Source organism: Spirosoma spitsbergense DSM 19989 (assembly GCF_000374085.1).
In the GTDB taxonomy this organism is placed as follows: Bacteria; Bacteroidota; Bacteroidia; order Cytophagales; family Spirosomataceae; genus Spirosoma; species Spirosoma spitsbergense.
This window is the reverse complement of sequence record NZ_KB893610.1, coordinates 1-26,018: the sequence shown is the minus strand read 5'-3', so window position 1 is coordinate 26,018 and position 26,018 is coordinate 1. Positions and strand designations below refer to the sequence as shown.

At 53.1% G+C, this 26,018-nt stretch carries 15 protein-coding genes and 1 pseudogene; 5 read left to right on the top strand and 11 right to left on the bottom strand.

What is annotated here, in order from left to right:
- Positions 1 to 275 (top strand): ISAs1 family transposase (locus B157_RS36465; RefSeq protein ID WP_169521825.1); only part of this gene is annotated, 275 nt, incomplete at its 5' end.
- Here B157_RS36465 and B157_RS0132070 read toward each other — a convergent pair.
- The 9 genes from B157_RS0132070 to B157_RS40200 all read right to left on the bottom strand — a co-directional run bounded on the left by B157_RS0132070 (position 262) and on the right by B157_RS40200 (position 17,191).
- Positions 262 to 2,640, bottom strand: coding sequence for a PDZ domain-containing protein (locus B157_RS0132070; protein WP_020607395.1), 2,379 nt, complete (start codon positions 2,638 to 2,640; stop codon positions 262 to 264). The two genes, B157_RS36465 and B157_RS0132070, sit on opposite strands and share 14 nt — an antisense overlap.
- A 25-nt stretch (positions 2,641 to 2,665) precedes the next feature.
- Complete coding sequence (gene galA / locus B157_RS0132065; protein ID WP_020607394.1) at positions 2,666 to 5,110, bottom strand: beta-galactosidase GalA; 2,445 nt, start codon at positions 5,108 to 5,110, stop codon at positions 2,666 to 2,668.
- 45 nt (positions 5,111 to 5,155) lie between these two features.
- Positions 5,156 to 5,452, bottom strand: a complete 297-nt coding sequence (locus B157_RS36460) for a LytR/AlgR family response regulator transcription factor (RefSeq protein WP_020607393.1) — start codon at positions 5,450 to 5,452, stop codon at positions 5,156 to 5,158.
- Between the two features lie 284 nt (positions 5,453 to 5,736).
- Positions 5,737 to 8,187 carry a bifunctional YncE family protein/alkaline phosphatase family protein gene (locus tag B157_RS0132055; protein WP_020607392.1) on the bottom strand — a complete coding sequence of 817 codons (2,451 nt, stop codon included), beginning with the start codon at positions 8,185 to 8,187 and terminating at the stop codon, positions 5,737 to 5,739.
- Between the two features lie 143 nt (positions 8,188 to 8,330).
- Positions 8,331 to 9,806, bottom strand: a complete 1,476-nt coding sequence (locus B157_RS0132050; protein WP_020607391.1) for a SusD/RagB family nutrient-binding outer membrane lipoprotein — start codon at positions 9,804 to 9,806, stop codon at positions 8,331 to 8,333.
- 85 nt (positions 9,807 to 9,891) lie between these two features.
- Positions 9,892 to 13,059, bottom strand: a complete 3,168-nt coding sequence (locus tag B157_RS0132045) for a SusC/RagA family TonB-linked outer membrane protein (protein WP_020607390.1) — start codon at positions 13,057 to 13,059, stop codon at positions 9,892 to 9,894.
- 652 nt (positions 13,060 to 13,711) lie between these two features.
- Positions 13,712 to 16,162 (bottom strand): autotransporter outer membrane beta-barrel domain-containing protein, encoded by a 2,451-nt coding sequence (locus B157_RS0132040; RefSeq protein ID WP_020607389.1) that lies wholly within the window; start codon positions 16,160 to 16,162, stop codon positions 13,712 to 13,714.
- Between the two features lie 21 nt (positions 16,163 to 16,183).
- Positions 16,184 to 16,687, bottom strand: coding sequence for a T9SS type A sorting domain-containing protein (locus B157_RS0132035; RefSeq protein ID WP_020607388.1), 504 nt, complete (start codon positions 16,685 to 16,687; stop codon positions 16,184 to 16,186).
- 378 nt (positions 16,688 to 17,065) lie between these two features.
- Positions 17,066 to 17,191 carry a hypothetical protein gene (locus B157_RS40200; protein ID WP_281168525.1) on the bottom strand — a complete coding sequence of 42 codons (126 nt, stop codon included), beginning with the start codon at positions 17,189 to 17,191 and terminating at the stop codon, positions 17,066 to 17,068.
- A gap of 207 nt (positions 17,192 to 17,398) precedes the next feature.
- Between B157_RS40200 and B157_RS0132030 the strand changes: the two genes are divergently transcribed.
- Positions 17,399 to 21,511, top strand: a complete 4,113-nt coding sequence (locus B157_RS0132030; protein WP_020607387.1) for a hybrid sensor histidine kinase/response regulator transcription factor — start codon at positions 17,399 to 17,401, stop codon at positions 21,509 to 21,511.
- Between the two features lie 548 nt (positions 21,512 to 22,059).
- On the opposite strand, the gene B157_RS0132025 is transcribed toward B157_RS0132030, so the two are convergent.
- The gene (locus B157_RS0132025) at positions 22,060 to 22,434 is read right to left on the bottom strand and encodes a hypothetical protein (protein ID WP_020607386.1); all 375 of its coding nucleotides are present in this window, start codon (positions 22,432 to 22,434) and stop codon (positions 22,060 to 22,062) included.
- A gap of 583 nt (positions 22,435 to 23,017) precedes the next feature.
- On the opposite strand from B157_RS0132025, the gene B157_RS36455 reads away from it, so the two are divergent.
- The 3 genes from B157_RS36455 to B157_RS0132010 all read left to right on the top strand — a co-directional run bounded on the left by B157_RS36455 (position 23,018) and on the right by B157_RS0132010 (position 25,613).
- Entirely contained in the window at positions 23,018 to 23,494 is a 477-nt protein-coding gene (locus tag B157_RS36455; RefSeq protein WP_020607385.1) for a response regulator, read from the top strand.
- A gap of 110 nt (positions 23,495 to 23,604) precedes the next feature.
- Positions 23,605 to 24,528: a sensor histidine kinase gene (locus B157_RS0132015; RefSeq protein ID WP_020607384.1), complete on the top strand. Its 924-nt coding sequence runs from the start codon at positions 23,605 to 23,607 to the stop codon at positions 24,526 to 24,528.
- Positions 24,525 to 25,613, top strand: coding sequence for a response regulator (locus tag B157_RS0132010; RefSeq protein WP_020607383.1), 1,089 nt, complete (start codon positions 24,525 to 24,527; stop codon positions 25,611 to 25,613). The genes B157_RS0132015 and B157_RS0132010 overlap by 4 nt, the downstream gene beginning before the upstream one ends.
- 176 nt (positions 25,614 to 25,789) lie before the next feature.
- On the opposite strand, the pseudogene B157_RS39490 reads toward B157_RS0132010, so the two are convergent.
- Positions 25,790 to 26,018 (bottom strand): annotated as a pseudogene (locus B157_RS39490) (IS110 family transposase); the annotation flags it as partial.

Genomic DNA, 26,018 nt, shown 5'->3' with positions numbered 1-26,018 from the left:
ATCTGAGTGATTTAGTATTGCCTGCTGCTCACTTTAACTCGGCGGTTCGCCATCATTGGGGCATCGAGAATCAGTTACACTGGTGCCTGGACATGGTTTTTCATGAAGATCAACAGCGAATCCGGGTGGGCAACGGGGCAGAGAATTTTGCCACTGTCCGCAAGATGGCCCTTCAACTCTTGCATCGAATGGATGATAAAGAGAGTCTTAAAAGCCGACGCAAGCTGGCGGGCTGGGACGACAATTATCTGATCAAGTTACTCACCCTTTTTTAAATGCGTTCAACCTGATTCCTTGTTTTAATTCCTTTTGATTACGAAAAATTAGTACGTTAGTACTTGAACCAATCACCAGAAGACGCGACTCGAACAGATCTCGTAGCGTATTGATTTTTTTGTCATTGAACGACAGAATGACATCATTGACCTGTAGGAATTTAGCCGCTTCGGTGCCAGAAGGCACACCCACAACCAGTACTCCTCGGGCTGCTTCCATCCCCGTTGCCGAACGTTCTCCCAGCGTCGTCAGATTCTTGACCGTCGCCCCCATAAACTGGGCCGATTCGGTATCGCCGATCTTTTCCAACTTCAGAACGGTTGGTTGAGGTACGGCTTTAGCAAGCATTTTCAAACGGGGGGAGACTACCCCAAAGCTGTCCATCGGAAAATTTTTAAATCCGGCGGCAAGGGCTATCGACCCGCTCTTTACCCGAAAATCACCACTTCCAGGATTGACAAACTGGGGATCGCCGGATACGGAATGCTGGTCAGTCCCGCGTTGCCGGGCTTCGGCCAGGGCCACCGAATCGGGGAAGATATTGTGATCGATGCCATTACCCCAGTTGGTAATGCCGATGGGCAGATACCCGGTGGTTACGATGTTATGGCGGAATACGTCGTGGCTGTTTTTGAACCACACATGGGGGTGGAACGTATTGTTGATCATGATGTTGTTTTCCACCACCCGCCCAACACCCTCACGGAGCTTTATGCCGCCATTCAGACATAAATTGTTGTAGATGAGATAATTGCTTGATCCATCATCCAGATCAATATCCCATCCGTGATCGCACCTCATTCGGTTGTAACGGAGAATGATGGGCTTTACGACGTCGAGCAGGGCAAGATTGTAATTCGTCGCTACAATCGAGTCGAGTACCCGTTTGTTTGGGTGCCAGTACCGATCCCGGCCCCAGGAATTGAACGAGCCGTGATCTCCGCTTTCCTTCACGGTATTGAACACATCATTGTATTCGATGATATGGCCACCCCAGGTACCTTCGCTCACGTTGATACCCGCCCTGGGTACGTCATAAATCGTGTTATGGCTCACCGTAATGCCCTGGCACATGGATAATTCTACCCCGGCCGATTGCTTTTCGACGTAACCCAGATCGAACATCAGGTTGTCGAAGACCTTACAGTCAGCCGGATAATTGGTTGTCATAGGGCCAGGCGTTCGGTCAATCTGCGGCAGCGGAACAAACTGGTTATACTCAAAACTCGGCGAGCGGACGGCCCTGGGATCGCCGACAAAACAGACGGCACTGGCCCCGATTTCCCAAATCAGGCAACCCGATACCTGACAGTTCCGGTTGAAATTATTGTAAAAGACCCCATTACTACCAAGGTTGTAGAGTGTACAGTTGTTGAGGTTGCAATTCATAGCTCCCTCATACAGCACGGCTCCGCCCCGGTAAATGGTCCAATCGCTACGTAGCAACGGCTCCCGGTTCAGCATGAAGGTGCGAATGGTTTGCGTGAGCGTCAGGCCAACCAAGTGAATATTTTTTACCGGATTGGCTTCCGTACCGTTAAACTCGACTAAATGAGCGAGTTGCGGGGTTTCGAACGTAGCGGTTTTAAAAGCCAGTCCTTTGGGAGGGTCGAAAAACAGAACTTTAGCCGTTTTATCGTAATACCACTCGTTGGTCGTATCCAGTTCCTCAAAAACGTTCTCAACGAAGCGGTGTCGGACGTGCATCCCCATACGGCGGTTATTCTGCCAGCCCCCTTCGAGCGTCGGTTCTCCTTTGTCATTTTTCCCGGTAATTCGGTAATGAAAATCACCCCACTCGGATCGGTGCAAAGCATGAACGTAGCCACCGGCTGGCGATTTCCACCGGACGGCCCGTTCCGCACTGACTGCATCGGCAGCGGTACCCCCCAGAAACCGGGCCGAAGGGTCGTAGTTTGGATACCGGGCCATGCGTTGGCGTTGCCCATTGACTAGGAGTTCGTCAAAAACCAAGTCCTGAGTAACCGGTGTCTGCCAGATTCCGTTAGGCCCTTCTTTCCAATTCAGGTTCGTCAAAACCGTCCCACCACTAAGGACTACCGGCTGGTTGTCTACCGAGGTTAGGGTTAACGGCTCTTTATCTTTCCGGGAATCGGCAGACGTAAAACGGATTGGCTGGGTCAGGTGATAGGTTCCGCCAAACAGCCTGATCGACACGGGCCCCGCGGTTCGGCGGGCCGTCACCAGCGCTCTGTTGATGGACGCAAATGGCTTTGCCCGCGTTCCCGGATTCGTATCGCTGCCGTTGAGTGAAACGTAGAAACTAGTCTGGGAAAAGGCCCCTAATGGACACAGAACCAGAGCCAGCAGCAGCCTGAGCATGGGTTGCGTTCGTTTTTTCATGAAGGTCGGCCTCCCTTAAAAGTTGTTAGTGTACGTGAAGAATAACCTCGGCCCCTTTTAGTGTTTCGGAGGTGGCGCGTAACCGAATGTCACCCACCGATTGATCGGATTGTACCAGAACCTGGCAATACCCATTGAAGGCCATGCGCTGGCTGGCTTTGTCGGGCTCATGGCTGCTGGGGTCTCCATTGCCCGTGCCAATGATCCGGCCCGGCCCACTGATGGAAAACCTCACCAGATTACTGGCCGTAGGCACCACCCGGCCTTTGGCATCCCGAATGGCAATGTTGATAATCGCTACGTCGGTGCCGTCCGCTTTGAGGGAGGTCACGTCAGGGCTTAGGGTTAAGTGGGCAGGAGCCGTCGTGGTTTGGATAAGTTCACGGGCAACCAGTTTGCCACCCTTATACCCTCGGGCTTCAAACTGGCCGGGTTGATAGACTACATCCGACTCAAAATATTCGAACGGTTCCACTTTCCGTTTCAGCACCCGTTTCCCATTAACCAGCCACTCGACTTCATCGCAATTGGTGTAGCCCCGCATTTTCATTGGTTTACCTTCCTTGCCCGGCCAGTTCCAGTGCGGAAACACATGAACCAGCGGTGTATCGGTCCAGGCGGCTTTGTAGGCATAGTAGCCATCTTTGGGAAACCCGCAGAGGTCCATAATTCCAAAATGGGAACTCACACAAGGCCAGCGGTAAGGAGTCGGTTCGCCCCGGTAATCGAAGCCAGACCAGACGAACGTACCGCTCAGGTAAGGATACTGAACGATGTGCTTCCAATCCTGACCTGGTTGCAAGCCCCAGCTGAGTCCCATGCCAAAGTTAGAGACATAGCCTTTCTGCTTGTTGTCTTCGTGTTCGCCCCGGGTGGCGACGTAACTGGTCGACTCGCTGACGATCATTTTTCGCTGCGGAAATTTTTCGTGGTCTTTGACGTACTGCATACCCCGCTGCCCGTAATTGTAGCCCACTACATCTACCGCATCGCTGTAGCCGCCGTCGTTCCAGCCGTGATTCATGGCAGCCGTAGTGGGCCGGGTGGTGTCGATCTTACGGGCGGTTTCGACCATCTTCTCCAATATCCGGGTACCCGTTACGTTGCCTTCCAGCGATTCTTCATTTTCCAGACTCCACATAAAGATGCAGGGATGGTTGCGATCCCGGTAGAGCAGCGTCTTCAGTTCCTGTAATCCATCGTGGGTACTGGTTAGCAACCGGTTTTCATCCATGACCAGCATGCCCATCTGATCGCAGAGGTCGAGCAGTTCCGGCGTGGGCGGGTGGTGGGCCGTACGATACCCGTTGCTGCCCATTTCTTTAAGCAGCTTTAGTCGGTAGGCATTCAGTTTGTCGGGCAGCGCTACCCCGACGCCCGCAAAATCCTGGTGGTTGGCCGTCCCTTTAATTGGATATCGTTTTCCGTTGAGAAAGAATCCTTCCGCCGTCAGGGCGATGGTTCTCACGCCGAACGTCGTTTCGTAGGTATCCGCGAGTTTTCCATTGTCTGAAACCTCCGTCAGGATTTTGTAAAGAGTTGGCGTCTCGGGCGACCAACGCTGCGGCTGGGAAATGGTCCCAGTCTGGGCAATTTCTACCTGATCGAAGGGCGCAATCGACTGCAATACGGTCTGGGTATTGAGTACTGCCCCCTTACTATCGACCAGTTTTGATACCAGTGTAATCGTTTTGGCTTCCTTGTACTCGTTTTGAATCGTCGTTTTAACGCTTACCACCGCTTCGTTGTCAGATACCGAAGGGGTCGTTACAAACGTACCAAACCGGGCCACGTGGAGCCGGTCGGTTTTAGAAAGCCAGACGTGGCGGTAAATGCCGCAGCCTTCGTACCACCATCCCTCGTAGTCCGTAGCGTCGACCTTGACCAGAATAACGTTTTTGCCTTCCTTGCCGTACCGCAGCACAGTTGTCAGATCATAATAAGAAGGTAGGTAGCCGCTTGGATAATTGCCCATCAGATGGCCATTTACCCAAACCGTGCTGTTACGAAAAATGCCGTCGAATTCAATCGTGATTTTCCGGCCTAAATCCGCTTCCGATACCTCGAACTCTTTCCGATAAAAACCAATACCTGGTGACCGATACCCGTTCCCGGCCGGTTGACTGCCAATGTTATCATCATGGACAAACGGTTCCTCGATTAACCAGTCGTGTGGCAGGTTTACATTAGTCCAGTCGCTGGGTTTATAGTCGGCCACTTTATTCTTGTCGGTATAGGCAATGATCGCTTCTTCGCCTTCTACTACCTTAACATTGGCATCGGTAAGACCTCCCTGTTTACCCGCTTTAACCGCTTGCTTTATGGCGATATCCCCCTTGTGAAACTGCCAGTGATTATCAAAATTTTCACGGCTTCGTCTGTATTGGGCCGTTCCGGTCAACGGTATGCAGGCGCACAGCACCAGCGCGAGACGCAGAAAGATCGTTACTTTAGGAATATAGGGCTTCATAATTTTTTCAAACCTGACCAAAAGGCTGCTCATTCGTATGATACCTTAGCAAGATCGGTATCGGCGTTCAAAGTCGTCTACAAATCGGCTACTAATTGGAATCTGTTGTTTACCAATGTACAGATTGGTGCGTTGAGACAAACTGATTTTGGATAAGGCAACAATAAACGACTTGTGTACCCGGCAAAACGCATTGCCAGGTAATTGGGCAAGCAAAGCCTTAAGCGTGCTTCGCGTTAAGAACGATTTTGCTTGTTGAATCAAGTAAATTTTTACGTAATTTTTCAACCCCTGAACATACAACACATCGTCGAAATAAATCTTAATTTCCCGATACTCCACAAAAATAAAAAAGTAGTCCCGTTCAGCTGGAGACGGGCCGACGGTTATTAACCCCGTTGAACTTGGTACCGTATGCTACGTATTGTGGTTGACAGTTACTAAAATCAACTATCATCCCCCGCTCATAAATCGTTCAGTTAAACGTCCGATTCGGATCGGAGTCTTATAGGCAAATTTTATATCTGTCAACGACAATCAGTAGCATACGCTCTTTCTATGACAGGTAACGACCATATTGTGGATGAACCCGAATGATGGTATTCAAGGATACTCACCACTGAAACCTAATCATCATCGCCGGCACTGGTTACCCGCACAAAGGCACTGCGCCGGGGAACAGGTACTTCTGCGGTTTCGCCCCGGAGCCCTTTCCAGAGAATTTCATTAAAGAGTTTATCATCCACCTTGTCTACATCCGTAAAGTCCAGCCCTTCCGACTTCTTTGCGCTGGGCGTGTAAGCCGTGTTCAGCGCATCGAGATCGATGTTGCTCGGTACCAACTGGTAAGGTGTGGTCGTGGCCGTGGGCGTGAAACTTCGAAACATGGCCGTGGCCCCGGCATCGTACTGGCTCATGGGCGGTAGGCCGAGAATCAACTCCATCGTACGCAGCATACCCGACGTGGAGTACAGGGTATGATCGACAAACTTCCGCTTTGTGTACGGACTAATGACCAGGGCTAGTGAGCGGTGGGCATCTACGTGGTCGGGGCCGTTCTGGGCGTCGTCTTCCACAATAAATACAGCCGACTCATTCCAGATGGGGCTCTGGCTGATGTGTTCCACCAGCATCCCCACAGCCAGGTCATTATCGGCCACGCAGGCGTAGGGAGTCATCTGCCCCACGGCCAGCCCGTGTGTATGATCATTACCAAGCCGGATGGTGTTGAACTGCGGTACAGCGTTGACCACCAGCAGGGAATCAAAATCGCGTTTCCATTGATTTACGCGGGTGGTATCTTTGGTTTTGTTGACGTAAAAGGTGGTAAAATCCTTGCAGACGTGGGCCGCATCGAGGGCCGGAATATTGCCTTTATCTTTATCCACAAACACGCCGTAGCTCCGGTAGCTGACGCCTTTACGCTTGCAGAAATCCCAGATATACCCGTCTTTGTCGTTGGCGATGGCCCGGCGGCCCATCCCCTCCGTAACGCCCCCCCGGCGTGAATACCCCGACACCCAGGTTTTTTCGAGGTAGTCGTTGGCGTGGGCACCCATGCTCCAGTTGTGGCCGTCGGCGCTCACTTCAGCATCGACGTAGAAATTATCGAGCAGCACAAAGTCACGGGCCAGCTTGTGCTGGTTGGGCGTATATTTTTCCCCGAACAGACACAGCGTAGAGTCGCCGTTACCTTCTTTCATATCACCAAAGACCTGATCGTACGTGCGGTTTTCCTTCAGTACGTAAAACACGTACTTGATGGGCGATTTTGCGCCCACTTGCATCGGAATAGGATTGCCTGTTTCGCCCTCGGCCATTAGCTCACGATCTTTCCGGTAGGGCGTGTTGGCGTACACTTTTTGGGAATAAACGGCCAGATCGGCCGCCGTGGGTTCGTCGATGATGCTCATGGTTCCTTTCATCAGCGCCCCGATGTACTGAAGCCGGGCGTTGGGGCGGGCGGGTTCGCCCACGTGCGTTTCGGAGCGCACCTCCGGCGAAACCGGCTGTGGACCCCGCGGATTGGCAAACGACGTAAACCCCTTTCCGTTGGCAACGAACACTTTACTGCCCACCACGCGCACATTGGTCGGGAACCAGCCCACCGGAATGAACCCCTTCGACTGGCTCTTACCCGGCGCACTGACGTCGAAGACAGCCAGACAATTGTTGTCGGCGTTGGCGATGTAAAGGGTTTTCTGATCTTTTGAGAGGGCCAGTCCGTTGGGCATCGAACCAACGGGCGCGTTTGGGTAGAGCGCGGCATCGAGCACTTCCACCACTTTACCGGCCCTGGTATCAACCACCGACACGCTATTGTCGCCCGCGTTGGCTACGTAGGCATACTGCCCGTTACGGCTCAGAATCAGCTCATTCGGGTTGAAGCCCAGCGACATGGTCGTGCGTATTTTACGGGTTTTGGTATCAAACAAAGCCAGCCGCTTACCCCCCCAAACCGAGATATACAGGGTTTTGGCATCGGGCGACAGTACACAGCTATACCCTTCGTTGCCCAGTGGCTCCTGATGCACGATGGCTTTGGTAGTCAGGTCAATCACGTACAGCATACTGTTGTCTTTGGTAACGACATAGAGCAGCTTACGGGCATCGTCGAGTTCGATACCCACGGGCGAGATGCGTTCCGGCCAGGGTTTACCCAGCCGGATAGTATCAGCCAGGGTTAGTTTGTTGTTGGCGATGGTGTAGGCCAGAATCCAGTTGTCGTTGCCCCCCGAAGCGTAAAGCGTTTTTTCGTCGCGGCTGAATGTAAGGCCATAAAATGACTTCGGGATTTCGATGTTATCCAGTACGGTTTCGCTTCTGGGGTCGATGAGCTGGATGCTCTGTTTTCCCTGCCCGTTGTTGGTTACGGCCATGAGCCGCTGCGAGGCCGATACGGCGATGTTCAGGGGTAGATCGCCCACTTCGAGCGACCGGCCCGCCGGGGTCAGGCTCCAGCCATTCGGTAACAGTACCCGCCGGGCTTCGAGGGTGGCATCGAGCGATTTCGGGCTTGTTTTCGGCTGCGCCAGCAGCGCCAGCGGACACAGTAGCAGCAGAAGTGATTTAGTCATTGGGGTTGATGGTAAAGATCGTTAGCCGTGAAAGCGACCGAATCCAGAACACGACAGGTTGATTTTTGGACAAAGGTAATAACGCCGGGAGCGTACAAATGCCAGATTGCATCTGTACGCTCCTGGCCAGTGAGAAAAATAGATTATTTATTCCACCACACTTTAATAGCAGCGTCGTCGCCCCCCATAGAAGCCACGCCCGAAGCTAGCCCCTCGGGGTTAAGCGATTGCAGATACGTTGGGTACGGCACCCGATTCGGAAACTGATTTTCAACCGGAATACCCGCCCCGCGGGGCAGCACGGGGTAGCCTGTCCGGCTTTTCTCGAACCACATCTGGTAATCGACAAATACCGATGCGTAGTATTTCTGCCCCATAATCTGCTCCAGTTGTTTTTCGGGCGTGGCAGTAGCATTGTAAACGACTGTTGGCTGGCTCAAAAAAGTACCGGGCATAGTAGCGCCCCACTGCACCATGGAGGCTGTAATACCCGCTTCATAGTGCTGCTTGGGCGTTTTGCCGGTGTTATAGCCTTTTAGGGCCAGCTCTGCTTTAATAAACTCTACCTCGGCGTAGGGCATCATGATACCCAGTTGGGGCAGCGTTTTCAGGGCGTCGGTGTAGCTCGAATTCTGGCCCACTACGTATTCGAGGGTGGTCGGGTAACCACTTTGAATACCCCGGTAGGTGGGCACCCCATTGACCGTAACCGGAATGGCCCAGACGGCCCGGCGCGGATCGTTATCAGCGTTGAGCTTATTCAGGAAAAACTCGGTAAAATAGGTGCCTTCGCGCCAGTCGAGGGTGCGGGCATTATAGTACGGGTTGAAGTAAGGCGTAGTGCCGGGATACCGGAAAATGGCATCGTCGGCGTTGGCGGTCATCACCGGGTAGCGGGTTGGGTCGGCTAGCAGGGCGGTCAGTTGCTCTTTCACGTTCAGCTCACCGTCGCGGGCCATTAGCCGGAGCAGCAGGCGCATCCGCAGTGAATTGCCGAATTTTTTCCAGCGCTGAATGCCCAGATTTTTAGTGCCGGTCAGGGCGTTGGCATTATAAACCAGATCACCGCCGTAGGTGAGGGCTTTGGTATCGTCGAATAGCGTATTGGCCGTTTCGAGGTCTTTCAGAATCTGGGTATAAATATCCTTCTGCCTGTCGAACATCGGCTTCACTATCCCCTGCGTAGCTTTAGTAGCCTGCGAATAGGGTACATCGCCGTACAGGTCGGTCAGCATCGAATAGGCCCACGACTTATACACCAGCCCGATGGCTTTGTAATTGTTTTCCTGCAGGTTATCAGAAATGCTGATGATATCCTCAATGTCCGTAAGGTAATTGTAGAAACTCGACCAAACGCCGGTACCGGGGTTGATGATGTAGCGGTGTACGCCCCCGCCCCCCGCGCTCGACCGGGGCGCATCGACCTGCATCAGTTCGTGGGTAAGTCCGCGGGCCGCCTGCATCGACGAGTTTACGATGCGGTACTGCATCTGTCCCAGCATGACACCCGGATTTATCTGCTGCGGGCGGTTAGGATCGGCGTTTATTTCCTCAAAATTGTTGGTACAGCCCGTAACCAGGCTCACCAGGGTAACGAGTAAAAAGGCAATTTTTTTCATCGGAGTGATTGATTCAATCACCCCACAACGGCCACCCCGTTCATTTTTCTGAACGCACAGGGCCGTTGTGGGGTAATTTGTCAGACTAGAATTTAAAAGTCAGGTTAGCCCCCATGATTCGGTTAGAGGGAAATTGGGCCAGTTCAACGCCTGGAGTCAGGGTACCACTGTTCAGGTTACCCCCTTCCGGATCAAAACCGGGAAATTTAGTAAAGTTGAACAAATCACGGCCGAAAAAGGCCACACTGGTCTGTCGCATTCCCAACCGGCTAATGAGGGTGGTTGGCAGGTTAAACTCCAGCCGCACTTCCCGAATTTTCAGGAACGATGCATCGAAGATATTGGTCTCGGCATTGCTGATCTGGTAGTAGTTATCGTAATACGACGCGGCCGATACCTTTACGGTGTTGGGCTTGTAGGTACCATCGGCCTGCAGCACAACGCCCTCGCCAATGATACCCCCCTCACGACCGGGCAGGGTTACGTTGGTTTTGCCCAGCGTATTGTTTTTGTGGTTGGTCTGCGAGTACATGCTGCCGCCCTTCTGTCCATCCAGTAAAATGCTCATTCGCACCCCCTTATACTGAAATTCGTTGAGCAGGCTCCCCTTCCAGTCGGCAAAGGCATTACCCCATTTTTTGGTGGTTGGGTCCAGGGCAGCGGGTAGCCCGACCGACGAGTAAATGATCTGCCCATCGGGTGCGCGCTGAAAGCCCCGGCCGTACATGTCGCCCATGCGCCCCCCCTCGCGGGCTTCGATGGTTACGTTGCTGTTGTGGGCATAAATAACCTGGTTGGTAATACCGGGCGCCAGCTCGCGCACGTAGCTACGGTTACGCGACCAGATGGCCGTGGCGTTCCAGCTAAAATTAGGGGTGCTGATGGGCTTACCCGTCAGTTTAAGTTCTACCCCTTTGCTGTTGATCAGGCCGGCATTGATAAGCGCACTGGAATAGCCCGATACCGGATCGAGCGGAATGGCCAGAATCTGGTTGCGGCTGCGGTTATTGTAGTAGGCAGCATCGAGGCCAATCCGATTCTGGAACAGGCGCAGGTCTACCCCAAATTCGTAGCTACTCGTAATTTCGGGTTTCAGGTTGGCGTTGAACAGCGTAGCCGAGTTGGTAAAGCTATTGCCGTAAATCGTGTCGTAATATTTAGCCGTCTGGTAAGGCCGGGTATCGTTACCGACCTGCGCCCACGAAGCCCGCAGTTTGGCAAATGAAACGAAGGTCGGCAGGGGCAACAACTCATTCATCAGAAAACTGCTGCTTACCGAGGGATAGAAAAACGAGTTGTTCTGATACGGCAGCGTGCTCGACCAGTCGTTACGGCCTGTGATGTCGAGGAAAATCTTCTCATCGTACGAAAACTGCGTAGCGCCGTAGACACTGTTGATGGCCTTACGGGTTTTGAGCGGGTCGGCCACGGGCTGGTTCAGGCTGTTCGAAATCTGGTAGATACCGGGCTGGGCAAGCTGGTCGGCGTACAAACCGGCAAAATCGTAGGTTTGGCGCATGGCGTTGGCACCCCCCGAGGCCGTGAAGCTGATGCGACGACCGGGGTTGCTGGTGTAGGTCAGGAGCACATCCGAATTCGATTCGTAGCTGAACACATTCTGCTCACGGTAGCTGCCCCTCGGAAACTTGGTCATGCTGAAGGGCCGCTGTTGCGACCGAAACTCAAACGACATATCCAGACCGGTTCTGACCTGTAGCTCCAGGTTTTTAGCTACCGTATAGTTGGCCGTCAGGTTACCAATCACTCCGTTTTTGTTCATCTTGTTCAGCATCTCGTACATACCTAAATACGGATTGTCGGGGCCGGGATTGAACGGGTTCTTCTGCTGAACACCCACCAGGCCCGGCTGCCAGTACGGCTTAAACCAGTCGGGGTTAACGTTGGGCGTGGTGCCGATGATCAGGAAATACATCAGCGACTGATTGTTATAGCCCGCAGCGGGCAGGTTATCGCTTTTCTTGTTAGTATAGTTGGCCTTACCGCTGATTCGCAGCCGGTCGGTCAGCTTCTGGTTTACCGATAGGGACGCGTTGAGCCGCTCAAAACCCGTGTTGGGAATAATCCAGGTATTTTTAAGGTGAGTCACCGACAATCGGGCCGAGCCTTTGTCATTGCCCCCTTCGAGCGAAAGACTGTTGGTGAAGGTCTGACCGGTCTGGAAAAAGCCCTTTATGTAATTGTCGTATGGTAGCCAGGGCGTGCGCTCAGTGGGCCTGCCTGTTGGATCATTAGGGTTATACTGGTAGTACATCTGCCCGTTGAACTTTGGGCCGAAAGCCCGCCCGGCGGCTGCGGTGGTACTGGTGTTGATACCATCAGCGCTGTTCAGGTACGAGTAGTACGTATCCACCCGACCCTCGCCGTATTCGTACTGGTAATCGGGCCAGCGGTTTACCTGCTCAATGTTGAAGGTTGTGTTGTAGGTGACCCCAATGCCCCGGTCTTTGCGAGCCCCCGTTTTAGTGGTAATGATGAGCGCGCCACCGGCCGCCCGGCTTCCGTAGAGCGCCGTAGCGCCCGGCCCTTTTAGCACGGTCACTTTTTCGATGTCGTCGGGGTTGAGGTCCGAGACCGTCGAGCCATAATCAACAGGGCTATCAGCCGACAGGTGCGAACTATAGCCGGTACCCGTAATTTTACTGCTCACGGGCACCCCGTCAACCACAATCAGGGCCTGATTATTGTCGAGGTTCAGCGACGATTCGCCCCGGAGCGTAATACGCGACGAACCCATCGGTCCGGCACCCGCGCCCTGAATATTCAGTCCGGCTACCTTTCCCGACAGGGTATTGACCCAGTTGTTGGTTTTGGCAGCCTTAACCGCATTTTCATTGACGGTGCTGGCAGCGTAGCCCAGCGATTTTTCTTCGCGCCGAATACCCAGCGCGGTCACCACCACCTCACTCAGCGTTTGGTTCGACGTCTTGAGTTGAACGGTAAAGGTTCGCTGACTCCCGATGGCAACTTCGGTATTGTCGAATCCAATGAAGCTAAACACGAGCGCACCGGCAGGCGTCAAGGGTTGGGCCGGGTTAAGGGTGAAGGCCCCATTTACGTCGGTGAGGGTACCCGTGGTTGTTCCTTTAATCACCACATTGACACCCGGCAGCGGCTGATTCTGTTCGTCGGTGACGGTGCCTTTAAGGAATGCTGACTGGGCTAAGACAGTATGGCTCAGTAAGGAAATACATACGAACAGCAGGCTGATGAATATAAGTAAGCGTAGCTTCATGGGCATTAATTTTAGATTAACAACCCTCAAAACTACTCCCCTAAAACAGGCCAACCAGGCCATCCCATATTACTAATTAGTTAATTATGTGCATGTTACCTAAGGCATTATTGAATTCATGTTCACTTAACGTAAGTTAAGAATCCGGGGCCACCCAGGCCGCACCACGGTGGCCCCGCAAAGTGTTGATTAGTAGAAGTGATAAAATAAGGAGTCTATTGTAGCACTTTTGAACCTGTAACTTAGTAGTATTTAACCACTTCAGCTATTTTACACTAACCCAAAATCCGTTCAGTAAAACCGTCCGATTAGGATTGAGACCTTGTGCATAAATTTTAACACATATAAACTACAAACCGTAGCATACGCTACCTAAATATTGGGTTTTCTGACACTCTATTTTCAATTTGGCCCCGTTTTGCCGTACAGACCAAATTGCCAACCCGATACTTGTCGAAAATGACCAGGTTTGACACGAGATTCTAGTTGACTGGTCAACAGCAAGACGGGCATAGGAGCCAGTTTTCGGGGAAGGTTAACTCGAAAAAGTCCATTTATGGTAGAAAAATGCAGTTAACGCTGGCTGCATTTTTCTACCATAAATGGACTTCACTAGTCAGCTCGTTTTACGCCTGTAAGAAGTCGCTACACATTACCGGGGCATGGGAGATACCTTCTGCTGTTGAGCCAGCAGGGCTTGTGCCTTAACCAGCACATTCATGTAGTGATCCTGTGCTTTTTTGGCTACTTCGGGCGTTGGGTTGTTCAATAGTTCACTCATATAAGGATATTGGCTCAGATCGACTCCCTGCGCACCCATGTACTGTTTCACCTCCTGCATAGCCTCGCGGACGTTGGTGTAGCCACCCTTCGCAATATCGTTCTTAATAACCTCGCGCATCGACGGTGCGGTCGAATAGCCGGTTGAACCGGTCGTCTGGGTTTTACCACTGGTAGCAAACAGGGCGGGTTTGTAGTCGGGAACCGCTTTCTGCAGGGCCAGTTGCATGGTATTGATCACCGTCTGCATCTGATCGACCGTAGCGGCCAGGTCGTTGGTGTTCAGACCAACGGCGGTATTGATAAAACTAAACGCCTTTTTCGGGTCTGAGTCAGCCCAGGCAACGCCAATTACGCGGTGGTAGTCGAGGGCGCTCATGTTGATGGGCGTAACGGCCATAGCCATACCATCGGCTTTGCCCGATGGCAGGATATAGTCGCCTTTGCGAACCCGGCCCAGTACCTTCACCGGCACCTGACCCATAAAGGCAATCTTTTCGTACAGAGCAACCTTCTTTTTGTCGGGCATGCCCCCGATGACGGCTGGCGCATTGGAAACGACCATAAATTTCTCCGCATCCGTGAATGTTTTGGAAACGACGCCCCCTTTTACCCCTACCACTTCGCCAAACAGAAACGTCTCTTTAGTATTGGCTTTCAGCAGCCACTCAGCATAGTCGGCTCCACCTGATTCAAAAGCCACCCCTGTTTGCAACTCGTTATAAGCTACGTATCCGCCCAACTGAAGCGCCCCAACCGCTACGTCTACAGCGCTCCAGATCACATCGTCACAATCGCCGGTAATACAGGCGCCTGACGCTCCAATAATGTTGGTGATGAGCCGAATGATGTCACCCACCAGGTCAAGCGTCTGCTGGTAAGCTCCGAAGGCGTAGTCGGACGTAAAGAAATCAGCGGCCGATCCGGGAATGCTTTGATCGGCGGGTCGGTCTTTGCTCTGCGATGCACCAAAGGCATCATCAAAACTGGGCGTACCGATCAGCGAAATCACGGCCGCCCGCAAGCCCTGCGCAATGCCACTGGAACCTTCGATGCGGCCTTTGGCCACCCCATTGCTGTTAAAAAAAGTAATAAAATTATTCCCTGGCAAGGGTGTTGAGGCCGTTAGTTTCACCGCTATGCCCTGATCGTTTCCCTGGACGCGCAGTGGATAGTTACCGTAGTTATCCTGATCGGTACCTGGCATGTCAGCCGTGATGGTTACCTGTCCGTTTAAATCCGACGCAGCCCCCACGGTTAATTTGTTGTTGAGAGTAGTAGCCCCGGCTACACTTAGCGTGTTGTTCAACTGGGTAGCTCCGCCCACATTGAGGTTCTGACCGATGCCTACTCCCCCCGCCACGACCAGTGCGCCCGTGGTTGTACTAGCCGATCCCAGCTGGGCGTTATCCAGCACTACTTTCTGTTTAAACGTCCCGTCTTTCTCCACCAGCAGCGTCCCCGTCAGCCGCGTAGCTGCCATGTTGTTTACGGTAAGGCTATTGTTCAGGCTGGTAGTGCCATCTACCGTGAGTGTTCCCGTCAGCGTAGTCGGTTTTTGGTTGGCAACCTTAAAGGAGCCGTTGTTAATGGTAGCCCCTGTTCCGTTTGTATTCAGATTTACATTGTTTCGGACATTCAGGTCATTGCCAACCGACACATCCTTGCCCACACTCAGGCTATTGGCTAAGTTAATGTCGCCATCTTTCGTTATTCTGAGCCGTTCGGTTTTGTTGGTCACAAAAATCAGGTCCACGTAATCCATCGTGCCCATCCGGTCGGTGGAGGGGTCAGTTTTGGTATTGCCGAATGTCGACCAAACGTTACCAGGTACGCCATCCGTCGGGGCCCCTGCCCCAACCCGTGCCTTTGGGTTGCTGGCTAATTCATTGGCCGTCATGGCATGAAACGCATAGGGAACGGCCAGCAGGCGGCTGCTGCTGATGGTGGTAAAGCCACTCTTGGCGCCGTCCTGAATGGCAATTTCCATCCAGATGTCTTCGCTGCTCCAGGGTACACCCGTAAAGGTGCCCATGCCCGCCTTGCCGCTGCCAATGGTTAGGTCGAACAGGCCCAGGGCGTTGGTGGTCACGGTGTGCGTCTCGCTGTAGTGGGTTTTCTGTAGGCTGTTCCCGTTGCTTTTCAGGCTGATTTTTAGGGTAACGGGCTGGTTAGGCAGCACTTCGCCCGACAGGCTACGGGCCACGGCCTGGTATTTCATGCCCTGAGGCACCTGCTGGGCCTGGGCGAATGAGCCAAGGGTTACAACGAATAAAAAGAGGAAGGCGCGAAAGAGCACCGAGGTTTGTACACGGTAGTTCATTATTCTATGGGTTATAAGTGGTTACTGAGCTTTAATTATTTTATAGGTTTTAAGCGCGCGCTCCCCATCTCTGGTAATGCGCAGCAGGTAGGTACCCGCCGGGTAAGCCGTCATGTCAATCTGGGTGGAGGCCGTATTGGCGGGTACAACCGGCAGGTTGTAGCGACGACCCGTAAGGTCGGTTAGGGCCAGGTACAGAGGTGTCACTTCGGGCGTGACGATGGCAATGGTGAGCCAGGCGGTCACCGGGTTAGGGGCTACCGTAAACCGGTAGTCGGCATCCAGAGTGGTTAGGCTCTGCTGCTCCATGACCTGAAGCTGGGGCTGATGGAAGCCCTGGGTGTACAGGTGCCCGGCTACGCGTTCCGTTCCGACAACGGTTTCACCAAGGGTCCAGTCGAGGGTCATGCTGGACGTTCGGGCGGAGCCACCGCCGACGGCCAGTACGCTCGGGCTGAGTCGCTGGGCCAGGGCACTGTAGGTCAGGGCCAAACTGCCGAATAGGCATAGTAGTGTTCTTTTCATCGCATTATTAGTTGGGTTAGGTAAAGCAATCTGTACTGACCTGCACTGACCCTGGAGATCGTTCCTATCGCCAGGGTCAGTGCAGGGTCAAAAAAAGAGGAAGAGTTAAAGGCATTCAATGCCGTAACACTACCCCAAAAGCGGGGGGGGGGACGGGCATTTTCTAACCTCCAAAACCTGTGCAAGTTTAGCGGAAGGCTGCCAGACGGATGTGCAGATTTCGCCCAAATAGGTGCACATTTGTTGCACTGGTACCAAAAAAGTGAAAAAAAATGAGTAATTAGTCTTCTTTATTGGGGAGAATGCACCCGCAGTTGCTAGCACCGGCGGCAGGGGCAGGATTGGTAGCAGTCAATAATCCTAGTGTCCAGCAAGGCCTCAAGGCCGGGTGCCGGACAACCAATGAAGGGGGGCGACCGATTGAAACAGGGAGCCGGACTTAGCCAGCGACGTTGTCTGCACCTGTTTCCAGCGGGGAGCGCCAGAAGCGTGGTGATTAGACATGGCAATATAACAGTGGTCGCCGGGGCATTCAACAAACAAAATTGCCTATAGCAGGCACTATAAATCAAATTTACACCCAGTATCAAAACTACTAAGCGTGCGAAAGGTAGCTTCAACATCCATGACGGCTATTGCCTTCGCCTTAAAATGCGCTGCTATGTATAGCGGGCAACCTGTTCCCGAAAGCACTACTCAACGTTCCTCCAATTGAAAGCCGTCATTCAGTCCTTGTTTATCCTATTCGGTTTATGCTCACTGGCCGGGGCCCAACACATTGTGGCCTCCGTGCAGCGGTATGGCCCCGAGCAGGGGCTGGCCCACCGCGAAGTGAACGCTATTTTCCAGGACCGCCGGGACTTTATGTGGTTCGGTACCAAGTTTGGGCTCAACCGCTTCGACGGAGCTACGTTCACGACCTATACCAGGGAAAAAAACGGGCTTGACTTTGATGACATCCAATCCATCGCTCAGGATGCCGACGGGTTGCTGTGGCTCATGGGTCCCGAGGGAAAATCGGCCATCACCCTCTTCGATCCGGTAACGGGCGTGGCCACCTCCTTCGAGAAACGCTTCCACCAGCCCCAAACCAACCACCGCCCAATATTGCGGCAGGTTCTGCGGAATGGCCCCGACGGAACGATCTTCTTCATAGATTCCCAGCCCGCCAAACTAAACGTCTACCATCCCCGGTCGGGCCTGAAGACGGTGTCCCTGCCCCGGTACACGACCCTGACGCTGGCGGCCGTTACCACCCGCAACACCGTTTGGGCCATTGCCAACCAGAAACAACTGGTGGAACTAACGCCGGATGGGCGCATACAACGTACCTACGACCACCCAGGAGCGATCTATACCTGTTTGGGTCAGCGCCATGCCGGTACGGAATTCTTTTACAGTACTGTACCAGACGCGCAGCACCCTTACACGGGCCAACTGTATAAAATCGACGGGGGGGGGCGTCGTCAGGAGCAATCCATGGAACTGATCAAACCGGATAAACTGCAACAACGGCTTGCCTATGCTTTCGACCAGAGTGGACTGGTTTGGAATGGCTACCAGTTCCGTGACTCCACCGGGAAGGTTACCCTCGACATCAGCGATCAACTGGACAGTGGCCCGATTGATAACCGGAGTTTTTTTCGGGACAGAAACGGGGGCTTTTGGTTAGGAACCAGCTTTGGCCTCTACCAGACCAGGATCAGTCAGAACTATTTCCAACGCTTATTCTACCAATCCGGCAACGGGAAACAACCCGCCGTTCGGGGCATTAACGCTGTGGGCGATACGCTCTACACAAATCTGGAGAATGGTATAGGTTTATTCGCCAGCAGGCGTTCGGGGGCATCGGCCCGCCAACTGTTTGCGAGTCCGCGGTCATTCAGAAGTCTGAGCGGTAGAGTGGGGAGCAATCTGTACCTGGGGGAGGAAAATACACTGGTAGCCTACGATTACCGAACCACCAAAACCAGCGTGATTCCCCTACCCGGCCCGGGAGCCGTCTGGACCATTCACCCCTTTTCGGCCAACCCCCACCGATTGCTGGCCGGTGGCGACCCCGGACTGTGGCTGGTTGACCCTGCCAAAAATCAGGTAACCCCCTTCCGGGGCTATAACCAGTTTCCCGAGTTAGCTCAGGCCCACGTCCTGCACATTGGTGCCGACCGGCAGGGTACTCTCTGGCTCTGCGCCACCACGGGGCTTTACACAGTTGACCCAAAAAAAGGCGTCACGGCCCGCTACTGGCGTGGTGGTAGCGGACCCTTCAAGCTGCCCGCCGACAGCTACCAGCATTTTTACCAGGACGCGGGCGGATTGTTCTGGCTGGCCACGGCCAATGCCGGGCTGGTGCGCTGGGATCGCGCCCGGGGCCGCTCCCGCCAGTTCAAACGGGCCGACGGGCTGAACAACGATAATATTTATGCGGTGTATGCTGACCGGCGGGCCCACCTGTGGCTTAGCAGCGACAACGGCATCATGCAGTTCGATCCGGTCCGGCTCACCACCCGGGCCTACACGGTGCAGGACGGCATCACCCACAATGAGTTTAACCGCATCGCCCACCATCAGGATGCACAGGGGCGGCTCTATTTCGGTGGCCTGAACGGCGTAACGGCCTTCGACCCGCGGGACTTCGAAGCCGAACCCCCGCTGCCCGCCCTGCCCCTGCGGGTGGTTTCCTTCCGCCAGTTCGAGGCCGACCGCGACACACTGGTTGACAAGACGGAGGACTTGCTCAGGACCGGTCAGATCACGCTACAGCCCACCGATCGGAGCAGTATCCTCGACTTCGCGCTGCTCAACTACACCGATGCCCAGAAAAATACCTACGCCTACCAGTTTAAGGGGGTGGATAATACCTGGCGCTACCAGACGGAGTCCTCGCTGCGGTTGGGCAACCTTCCCTACGGCGACCATGAGCTACTGATTCGGGGACAGGCTGCCGACGGTCGACTGTCGTCGTCAACGCTATCCATTGGGGTACACGTTCTGCGGCCGTTTTATCTGCGTGGCTGGTTTGCCTTTGCGGTGCTGTTTTTGTTGCTGGGTGGGGTGTGGGCCTGGAGTCGGTGGCGGGAACGGCAATACCAAAAAGCACAAATCCGACTGCAAACTCAGATCAACGAAGCCACCCGGATCATTGCCCGGCAAGCCCAGGACCTGCTACAGCTCGATGAGACCAAATCCCGCTTTTTTGCCAACATCTCCCATGAGTTCCGCACGCCCCTAACAATAATTCTGGGCATGGCCGACAACCTCCACCGGCAGGTAGATCCCGGGTTAAGGCGGTCGACCATCCTGATTGAGCGCAACGGCCGCAACCTGCTGCGGCTGATCAACCAGATGCTGGACCTTTCCCGGCTGGAAGCGGGTGAGATGCCGCTCCAACTGGTTCGGGGTGACCTGATCCACTTCATCCACTACGTAGGCGAATCGTTTCAGTCAATGGCCTGCACCAAAGGCGTGCAGCTGGCGATACACGCGGAAGAAGCCTCCTGTGAAGCCGACTTCAACCCGGAAAAACTACAGGATATTGTCGGCAACCTGCTGGCCAACGCACTCCGATTTACCCCGGCGGGCGGAGCAATAAGGTGTGGCGTGAGCATTCAGCCCACCTGGCAACCCCTCGCGGCTGCGGGTTACCACGAGGCACTTGTTCCTACCCAGGCCCTGGATGGCCCATGGATTCAGATCACCGTCAGCGATACGGGTCCCGGCATTGATCCGGCTAGCCTGACCAGGATTTTTAACCGCTTTTATCAGGCTGGGCCGCACCAGGCTGATGTAGTTCAGCCCGTCAGTGGTGGTACCGGCATTGGTCTTTCGCTGGTGCGGGAATTGGTAGGCCTGATGCAGGGGGGGCTGGCCTTTCGCAACCGGTCCGGCCTGGAAAGGTCCGGCCTGAATGGGTCCGGCGCGGACTTCGTTGTCCGTTTACCGCTGACTCGCCAGGCGCCCCTGGCCAGGGACCTTCTGCCTACCCCCTTACTGGACTCGTTTGACCCGGGTGACTCGGCCGACTGGGTCGAATCTGCGCCGGAGGTGGTCCCGGATCGCCCTGTACTATTGCTGGTAGAAGACAATGATGATGTAGCCGCCTATATCCAGAGCTGCCTGCGGGAGGAGTACCAAATTATACGGGCCGAAAACGGGCAGATCGGCATTGATCAGGCCTTGTCCATCACGCCGGACCTGATCCTGAGTGATGTAATGATGCCCGTTAAAGACGGCTTTGAACTATGCGACACCCTGAAAAGAGACGAACGGACCAGCCACATCCCTATGGTGCTGCTCACCGCCCGGGCCGCCGTGGACGACCGGATTGCGGGCTTACGGCGGGGGGCCGACGCGTACCTGGTGAAACCCTTTCAGCGGGAAGAGTTGCTGCTCGTATTGAGTAACCTGTTGCAGACCAGACGCCTGTTGCAGCACTACTACAGCCAGTTGGCGTTGGGCAGCACGCAACCAGAACTGGTTCCCAATGAGGGTGTCGATGCGCGGGAAGATGAGTTTGTAACCAGACTACGTAACACCCTGGCCATGCATCTGGACAACACGGCGCTTGATGGGGAGATGATCTGTCAATTGATGGGCATGAGCCGCAACTCACTGTACCGCAAGGTAATGGCCCTGACCGGCATGTCGGTCACCCCATACCTGCGGGCGCTTCGCCTGCAAAGAGCCGAGGTGCTGCTACTAAATTCAACCATGAGTGTGGCTGAAGTAGCTTACGCGGTAGGCTTCGACAACCCCCGGTATTTCAGCCGGATTTTTTCGGAGGAAAAAGGGGTCTCCCCCAGCCACTTCAGAAATCTGGGCTAGCCGATATCTTTTTAGGTCCGTTGGCATAATTCGGCCTATTTCCGAAGCTATCGGCCAGTGGGCCTGCGAGGCTACTGATGGAATTGACAGCTATTTACATAAAATCAAGTGATTTTACGAGGACATTACCTTTACGTTTCCTTCAGGCATAGCTTAAGTACACCTGGTCAGTTTTCGGATAGAGGTTGAATTACGTTTTCCTGACAGAACCTACCAGCTTGTAATCGTACAGACTCCCCCTACTTAACTATCCGTTTTTGAGCAATAAATAGGAGGTTGATGCTATCTTATGAACTTACTATTATGTTAGCAATAAATGGGTTATGTCGATAATATCCACCGATGAAACCGTTCAGTAAAACATCCGGTAAATTTTAGCTTAAAGCAGTCGTCCAAAGCATCTGTTACCACTGTGGCGCGGGTATTCGGCAAATCGCATAGACGCATAGAAATAAACTGATTGACCTCCGGCTCCATAAATACAATGGGAATGCATTCACCGTGGTGGTAACGCCAGAAGAAGTAAATACGGAATAAGCATTTTGACATCAGGCACCTTTACTGACACTCACCGCCCTGGCCCGTTTCAGCAAGTCAACGGCCTGGTCGGTTTCGATCGATGTTTGCACCTGTACTGTCACCCGTGTAACGCTTATGTAGGAGGCATTCCCTCCTGATTCAACCTGTACTGTAGTAGATGACCCGACTTCGTCCGTACTCCCAAAAAGTGACGATAAAAACCGACCCGTCTGCTGCTCCTCAGTCGTATGATCTGTGTCTTTTTTGTCGGCTTCCTGGGGGCTTTCCTGTTCCGAAATGCCAATATGTTCAGCCATAAAACCGCTGCCCAATAAGAATTGAACCGCCTTCTGAGCGTGTGTTTTAGTATTGAAAAGACCAGTAATGGTTTGTAACTGTATCATAGTTTTCCTGTTGTTAATCGAATTGATCCATTGGGTTCGTAGCCATTTCAAATCTTTACCGTCGTCATGAGCATTCCCGGAGAAATTGTTACTGTATCCGGATGAAATCAACTATGTGAGCAACCACGTATCAGCCTGTTTGCGGGGAATGGCTTCTTCCTTTACCCTTCTACCAGAAGAGAGGAATCAGTCAGCGAAAACCCCTGTAAACGAATTGAGAAGATGACAGACTTACCGAATGAACAGGGAGAGCGACAAGTCTGGGTTCGCCAGCAAGCTAGTCTAGGTAGTAATTACTAAAGGTAGCCCGGTCAACACAGCAATCTTATGACATTCATCACCCCGTTCTATGATGGTTACAGGATTACCCGCCAGATCAGTTACTGCCAGCGAACTAACCCCGGTTCCCTGTCGACCAGAACGATCCACTGAATAGTTTATTCGCTGCTGCATGCGTTGACTACCGGTTGATTATTCCGTAAACCATCATATCGTATATTGACATCCGTCATTGTTTACGCTGTAAGCAGTACGCATCTTTGTGTTGTCCAATTACGGATACTACCCACCTCGTACTTATCCAATGAATATCCCCAACGCAGTCATCTACATGGCCGACGATGATGCTGATGATCGGTATCTTCTGCTCAAAGCGCTTCAGCAGGTCGCGCCATTCGTTACCGTTATCGAAGCCGAAAATGGCGCAGATTTGCTGGCTTTGCTCGTATTGGGAAGCCTACAGCCAACGCCACAGGCCGTGCATCTGATTCTGATCGATATGAATATGCCCAGGGTTAATGGCCTGGAAGCGCTGATGGCCATTAAAGCCAACCCAGCTCTTCGCCATATTCCATCCGTGATGATTTCCACTTCTGCCGAGCAAGCCCAGGTTGCGGCTGCCTATCAACAAGGCATTAATGGATACATTAAAAAGCCCGTGACCAATGCGCACATGAATGAGATTGCGCAGGCCATTAAAATCTGTTTTTTAAACGCGACCGTCGGAAACCTACAGAGTAGCCTCTCCTATGGGACTAATTCAACCGGGTTGGTTTTGTAAAGTGCCGTTTAATTGCCAACTTCCGAACAAGACCGTACATGTCAGTTCAACACGAAGAGCAACGGTACCACTTCCAGACGGTCGGGATGACTCCGTTTTATTGTTTAGCTATGCATGATATACCCCCTGGTCTGTCTGGTGAGGATACGAACCCCACCAGCCTCCTTCTTCAGCTTCAGGATACAAACCGCGCGCTGATCCAGCAGCTAACCGAGCGCACGGCCGAACTACAAGGTGTCCAGACGGCCCTGACGGACTGTGAACTTACCAAGGCCCAGAGCCAGCAGACCGAGCAGGAACGATCCCAGATGCTGACTCGGGAACGGGAACTGAATGAACTAAAGTCAAATTTTGTGACCCTGGCTTCCCACGAGTTTCGCACCCCCATGGGTACCATTCTTTCGTCGGCTTCGTTGATTGGGCGGTACAATGGCGTTGACGATGGTGCCAAACGGGAGCGGCACGTGCAGCAAATAAAATCGGCGGTCAATAGCTTAACGGGCCTGCTGAACGACTTTCTGTCGCTTAGCCAGATGGAGCAGGAAACCCTGTATGGCAAACCCTACCCCCTGGACATCAGCACGTTCTGCGACGAACTGATTGAAGACATGCATGCCGTGATTAAACCAGGGCAACGGGTCATCTATCAGCATCTGGACGGCCCACCGGTGGTAGCCATTGATGGGCAGATGCTCAAAAACATTCTCATCAACCTGTTGATAAATGCCAGTAAGTATTCGGCCGAAGAAAAAGAAATCGAGCTGACGACGGCCGTTCGGGACGATACCCTTGTTATTAAAGTTAAAGATGAGGGCATTGGCATACCTGATACCGATAAGGACAATCTGTTTATCAGCTTTTTTCGCGCCCGCAACGCCATTCATATACAGGGAACGGGACTGGGACTTTACATCGTTAAGCGGTATGTAGACCTGCTGGGGGGCACGATTACCTTTTCAAGTCAGATGAACACGGGAACCATCTTTACCATTGAACTTCCATTAGCAGCCATTTCTATGCCCCTGCCCGTATGAAAACTATTTTAGTCATCGAAGATAACGCGCTCATGCGGGGGAACATCGCCGAAATCCTTGAACTCGCCCCGTATCAGGTTGTTCAGGCAGCCGATGGTAAACAGGGCGTAGCGATGGCCCGCCAAACGCATCCCGACCTGATTTTGTGCGATGTGATGATGCCCGAACTCGATGGCTACGGGGTGCTGCATATTCTGGGAAATGACCCCGAGCTGGCAGACACGCCTTTTCTGTTCCTGTCAGCTAAAGCAGAAGCCGCTGATTTTCGCTTTGGCATGGATTTAGGGGCGGATGACTACCTGACCAAACCCTTCGATGATCTGACCCTGCTCAATGCGGTGGAGTTACGACTCAAAAAAGGGGAACGGGGGCAACCCGATATGCCCATAAACTCGGCGGGCCTGGAAAAACTGACCCGTGCCATCATGAATGAAGGGGACGCCCATCAGTGTCTGCGCGAGAACTATCCGATGATCAAGTACGCAAAGAAACAACAGCTCTTCTCCCTGGGTGGCGCACCAACATCGCTATACTTTATTGACACGGGCAAAGTAAAACTCTATAAAACCGATTCGAGCGGTAACGAATACATTACCAGTTTGCTGGGGGCTGGTGACTTTGTCGGCTATATGCCCCTGCTGGAAGAGGGGTCCTACAAAGAAACCGCCGAAATCCTGGAGGATGCGCAGGTCTGCACGATTCCCAGAGGGGATTTTATGGAATTAATTTATCAAAACCAGGATGTTGCCAATCGATTTATCCGGCTACTGACCGGTACGGTAGCCGAATACCAGGAACGGCTGCTGAAGCTGGCCTATCAATCGGTGCGTAAACGGGTGGCCGAAGCGCTGCTGATGGTTCAGCGAAAATTCTACCCCCAGGCTGAGGGTCTGGCGGGCGGGCCTGCGGGCAATACATCCTCCGCCATGACGCTGTCGCGGGATAACTGGTCGCATTTAGTGGGCGCTTCCACCGAAACGGTCATCCGAATCTTAAGTGACTTCCGGGCTGAGGGACTCATTGGTATTAACGCCAGCCAGATCACCTTACTCGATATGGACAAGTTAGCCCACCTGAAGCACTGACTTTCTGACATCGACCGGTACAAAAGCTTACCATCATCATACCCATTCCTGATGACTATCATTAGTGGTTATCCAGCTTGTCATAGTCTGGAAAGCCACCTGGGGCGAACTTTGCCCTCTGCTGGTACTGTCGTGAAAAGCAAATTTTGAGATAGGATTTTTTTCATATCTTTGGACTACAAGTAGGACAACTCGGCTTCGGCCAATTGATCCCGTGTAGTCCCGCTGGTCGGGACTATTTTTTTGTCCTTCTCAGCCCGATTCGCTAAGTACTTAGGGTCATAATCAACCCCGTGACGCCACAAGGCGTAGGCCATCAAAAGCAATCGCTTTTGAACCGCCACGTAGGCTTTCATCTTAATGCCGCTACGTTCATAAACCCGCGTGTAAAGCGCTTCACAAGTG